A 4,014-nucleotide genomic window follows, 5' to 3' on the forward strand; every position below is an offset into this window, starting at 1 on the left:
GCGGATCTGATGCGCCATGAAGCGCAGGCGGCGTTCGACTTGGAAGCCGGGCCGCTGATCCGCGGACGGCTTGTGCGTATGGCGGGGGACGATCATGTGCTGCTGATCACGATGCACCACATCGTCTCGGACGACTGGTCGCGGAAGATCCTGACACGCGAGCTCAGCGGGCTCTACGCCGCGGCCCGGGAAGGCCGCGCAGATCAGCTGACGCCGTTGCCGGTGCAGTATGCGGACTACGCCCTTTGGCAGCGCCGTTGGCTGGCGGGCGAGGTGTTGGAGCGTCAGTCGGAGTACTGGCTCCAGATGCTGGCGGATTTGCCCGAAGGATGTCGTTTCCCGAAACTGTGTTGGTGCAGGCCGGCTGCATATCAGGAAATATCGCGATTTCCGCCTGTTGGAGGGAGCAAACCCGCCCGCCCCTTCGCCGGCCGTACCGGTGGGCGCGCGGGGTCCAGACGAGTTGTTCCCATCGAGTAACGAAATCCGAGCGAATGAACGTGACAGCGGGAAAACATCAAAGGAGTAGCTCATGCGAATAGCAGTCGTGCAGAACTATGATTTTACGGGCGTGATCAATCGGTTCGGTCAGCCTTGTCCGGACGAATACCGCCACGGCGGGACAGTTGAAAGCGTGGTGGCGGCACTGCAAGAGGGCGGCCACGAGACGCTGCTGTGCGAAGGCGATAAAGGACTGCTCACTACGCTCGAGCGGTTCATGCCACCCGATCCGCAGGCCGGCCCTTCGGGAATCGTCTTCAACTTGGCGGAGGGAATTCAGGGCGAGTGCCGTTACACCCACGTTCCGGCCATGCTCGAAATGGCCGGTGTCCCATACACCGGATCGAGCCCGCTGGGGCATGGGCTGACGAACGACAAGGTCATCACCAAAAGGCTCATCCGCGACCAGGGCGTGCCGACGCCGAACTTTCGCGTGATGCGTCGCGGCACCGAGGGTACGGGCGACCTGCGATTCCCAGTGGTAGTGAAGCCGCGCGTCGAAGAGTGCAGCCTCGGATTGCACCTCGTACATGAACCTGCTCAGTTGAGGCGGGCCGTAGAAGGGACCGTCGCTCAGTATGGGCAGGATGCGCTCGTGGAAGAATACATCGAGGGGCGGGAAATCTGCGTAGCGCTGCTTGGAAACGGACAGCTCGAGGTGTTGCCCCTGGTGGAGCAGGACTTCGGCGACCGCGAAACGCGTCTTATGACTTGGGAAGCGAAAAGGGTGACGGCCGCGGCGGTGCCGAAGATTTGTCCGGCGCAAATCGGGAGCGGGCTTGAGACGGTGCTGCGGGATATTTCGATTGCGACCTTCCGTGCTTGCCAGTGCCGGGACTATGCCCGCGTCGACCTCCGGATCGATCGCTCCGGCCAGCCCTTTGTCCTGGAGATCAACTCCATGCCGTCACTCGGTATGCGCTCCTCTTATGTCCTAGCCGCGATGACTGCCGGACACAGCTACTCGAGCTTGATCAATCGCATCCTCGATGTCGCCCACACGCGGTATTTCGGAAGCGGCATTCCCTAGGCCGAACACGCGTCGAATTGCGGGTTTCGGAAAAGTCGCGGACACGGAATTCCATTAGATTGCAGATAGCGATTCCACTAAATCCGCTCCAGTCCGGGATTTACCGGAACAAGTGTCCCGTTAATCCGAAATCCGCATGGAATCGCGACCGGATTTTTCGGGCAGCGCACCGCTGGTTTGTCACTCCGCCGCTCACATGGATTCGGCGAGGCGATGATGGCGAGGTCGGCACAGGCAATAGAGTGAGACGTTTTTCCTACCGCTCTCGAACGCCTTGACGCGCAAACGATCGCCGAAGCTTTGACGGACTCCGATCTCGATCGCGCAGATGGGGACGGTGATTCCAGACGTCTTGAATCCTTGCTGGGCCTTGCAGCCCGCGCCTCGCGCACCTCGCGGTGGGGCGAATTGTGCCCCGCTTGCGGAGCTATTCTCGACGCAAGTGCCGGCCATTGCCTTGGCACAAATGGTGCGCCATTTAGAATATGGCCGCGAATTCGGATCATGCGGGCAGCCATATCGACTCTGCGACCCGATGCCTTCCTAGGTCTCAGCACGATGGGTTTGCGGATTCCGATTTTAACCGGCCGGCCACCATTCCGGAATGAAGCCGGCCGGAATTCCAATCAATATCCGGCCACTTTGACGGGGCAGCAGACAGAGCACCTGGGGTCAGCAACTTTGGCGTGACGGTCCTTTTGAACAAAGGATTGTGACGCCGGCAAACAGAAGGGCCTCAACGCTACCTGCAGAGAGCCGACGAGAGCATGACGATATGGGCGATAATACGCTGAGCATTAGACAACTACGACAAATGCCAGACGTTTGACAACCATCCAAAATTTTCGCCTCGGTCAATCACAGCTCGCGCCTGCGCGGTATCTGCAGGACATAAGTATCGAATAATGCGAGATGTGCTTCGTTCGCCGCCATCGCTTAAAGCGCGCGGCTTCCACGCTTGGCCGCAATCAGTTCCACGAGGCACTCCACCGCTGCGAATGCGGGAGTCATGGTGTGAAAAAACGAAGGCATTTCGGTCCGAACGCGGATTACAATTTCGGAAAGTTTAGCGATCGGAGATAGCTCGCTGTCGGTCAAAACGACTAGCTTCGCACCACGCGAGACCGCGAACTCGGCGACCCGCATTGTGTAGCGAGTGTACGGGCTAACAGTAACCGCTAGCAAGACGTCTCGCGGCCCGACAAACCGGAGCGCATCATTGGCCGTCCCGCCTATTCCGTCGATCAATATTGTGGCGAGCCGAGCAATGAGTGCATCAGATGGGCTGCAGGAAAACTTGAGCGGCCGATACAAAAAATGTGTCGTTACTCCACCATGAGATCGGCGGCTGCTGCGAGCGCCGCAATCGCGGAGGGCTGCGCGAACTCGCTTAGGTGGCCACGCAAGGCTTTGATCGTATCGCCGATGAGGACGCCATCGCCCTCGGCCTCTCGTCCTGCCTTTAATTCCTCTGCACGCCCCGCGAAGCTTTTCGGCCGTTCCCTGATGCTGTCCGCGAATATCTCCTTCAATTTTTTGAAACCATCGAAGCCGAGGCGCTTTGCAAGCCGCGTTAGTGTCGCCGGAGGCACTCCTGCTCGGCGCGCCTGCTCCCTCATCGACAGCAGTGCGACCTCCGTCGGGTGGTCGAGCAACGAACGTGCAGCGACCTTCATTGCCGCGGGAACAGCTCGTAGCTGATTTGATGGCACTTGCGACGGGCAAATCCAGGGGTGCCCGTTACAGAAGCCCCCTTTAGAAACTCCAGTTCCAGAGCCTGCTTGCCGACCAATCGTTCGAGTGCTGCGATCCGGGCTTTGTATTCCTGGATCATGTCGGCGGCCTGCGCATCATCGTCGAACGCGCTTTGCTCATATTTGCGCACCCAGACACGGATCAGGTTTCGGGTGAGGTCGTGCCGTTTCGCCAAACCGTGAAGCGTCTCGCCTGACAGATATTCCTGCGCGACTTGGCGTTTGAACTCGATGCTGTGACTTGCCCTGGGCTCCCTTTTCGAAAACCCGACAAGCCTGGTCAATTCCTCAAGCCGATTTGTCCACCCTCAGGGGCGCACTCCAATCGAGGGTCAGTTTTGAACGCCGTTTGACAGCCCGGATTCGGGCATCGCTTGAGGCCGAGCCGACACTCTCGGCAGTCACGGTGCTGCACCGTCTCATGAGTGCCGATCCATCGCGCTTCACCAAGAAAAGCCGAGGACAGTGCAATTGGCTATGAAGGCATGGCGGGCGGAAACGGCGGAGCGGATCATCCTCGACGGCGACGGGATGAATAGCGCGGGCCATGTCGGCACCACAACGCTCGGTAACATTCTCCGGTGAGGCAATAAGAGGGGTCAAATCCTCACTTCGCTAGAGAGTTCGAGTTTGGCACGAGAGGTGACCGTCGTCATTCGACGTCTGTCGTGTTCAGCTGTATCCGGTTGAAGACGTCTATGTTCGGAACCCGACATACTGAGGCGCAAG

At 59.2% G+C, this 4,014-nt stretch carries 5 protein-coding genes and 1 pseudogene; 3 read left to right on the forward strand and 3 right to left on the reverse strand.

Going from position 1 to position 4,014, the window contains the following annotated elements; genetic code table 11:
• Both NKJ72_RS30735 and NKJ72_RS30740 read left to right on the forward strand, forming a co-directional pair.
• Nucleotides 1-480 (forward strand): condensation domain-containing protein (locus NKJ72_RS30735; protein WP_352480769.1); only part of this gene is annotated, 480 nt, incomplete at its 5' end.
• 52 nt (nucleotides 481-532) lie between these two features.
• Nucleotides 533-1,531, forward strand: coding sequence for a D-alanine--D-alanine ligase family protein (locus tag NKJ72_RS30740; RefSeq protein WP_352480770.1), 999 nt, complete (start codon nucleotides 533-535; stop codon nucleotides 1,529-1,531).
• A gap of 936 nt (nucleotides 1,532-2,467) precedes the next feature.
• Here NKJ72_RS30740 and NKJ72_RS30745 read toward each other — a convergent pair.
• The 3 genes from NKJ72_RS30745 to NKJ72_RS30755 are packed head-to-tail and all read right to left on the reverse strand — an operon-like array spanning nucleotide 2,468 to nucleotide 3,569.
• Nucleotides 2,468-2,845, reverse strand: coding sequence for a MurR/RpiR family transcriptional regulator (locus NKJ72_RS30745; protein ID WP_352480771.1), 378 nt, complete (start codon nucleotides 2,843-2,845; stop codon nucleotides 2,468-2,470).
• An 11-nt stretch (nucleotides 2,846-2,856) separates the two neighbouring features.
• Entirely contained in the window at nucleotides 2,857-3,207 is a 351-nt protein-coding gene (locus NKJ72_RS30750; RefSeq protein WP_352480772.1) for a MurR/RpiR family transcriptional regulator, read from the reverse strand.
• Nucleotides 3,204-3,569 carry a transposase gene (locus NKJ72_RS30755; protein ID WP_352480773.1) on the reverse strand — a complete coding sequence of 122 codons (366 nt, stop codon included), beginning with the start codon at nucleotides 3,567-3,569 and terminating at the stop codon, nucleotides 3,204-3,206. The genes NKJ72_RS30750 and NKJ72_RS30755 overlap by 4 nt, the downstream gene beginning before the upstream one ends.
• A 122-nt stretch (nucleotides 3,570-3,691) precedes the next feature.
• Here NKJ72_RS30755 and NKJ72_RS31125 point away from each other — a divergent pair.
• A pseudogene (locus NKJ72_RS31125) lies at nucleotides 3,692-3,870 on the forward strand (hypothetical protein).
• The last annotated feature ends 144 nt before the right edge of the window (nucleotides 3,871-4,014 follow it).

The sequence above is a fragment of the Mesorhizobium sp. M0045 genome (genome assembly GCF_040323385.1).
GTDB lineage: Bacteria > Pseudomonadota > Alphaproteobacteria > Rhizobiales > Rhizobiaceae > Mesorhizobium.

Coding starts and splice junctions, on each gene's coding strand:
- NKJ72_RS30750 (WP_352480772.1), bottom strand. CDS start 3,207: ATGAAGGTCGCTGCACGTTCGTTGCTCGACCACCCGACGGAGGTCGCA.
- NKJ72_RS30740 (WP_352480770.1), top strand. CDS start 533: ATGCGAATAGCAGTCGTGCAGAACTATGATTTTACGGGCGTGATCAAT.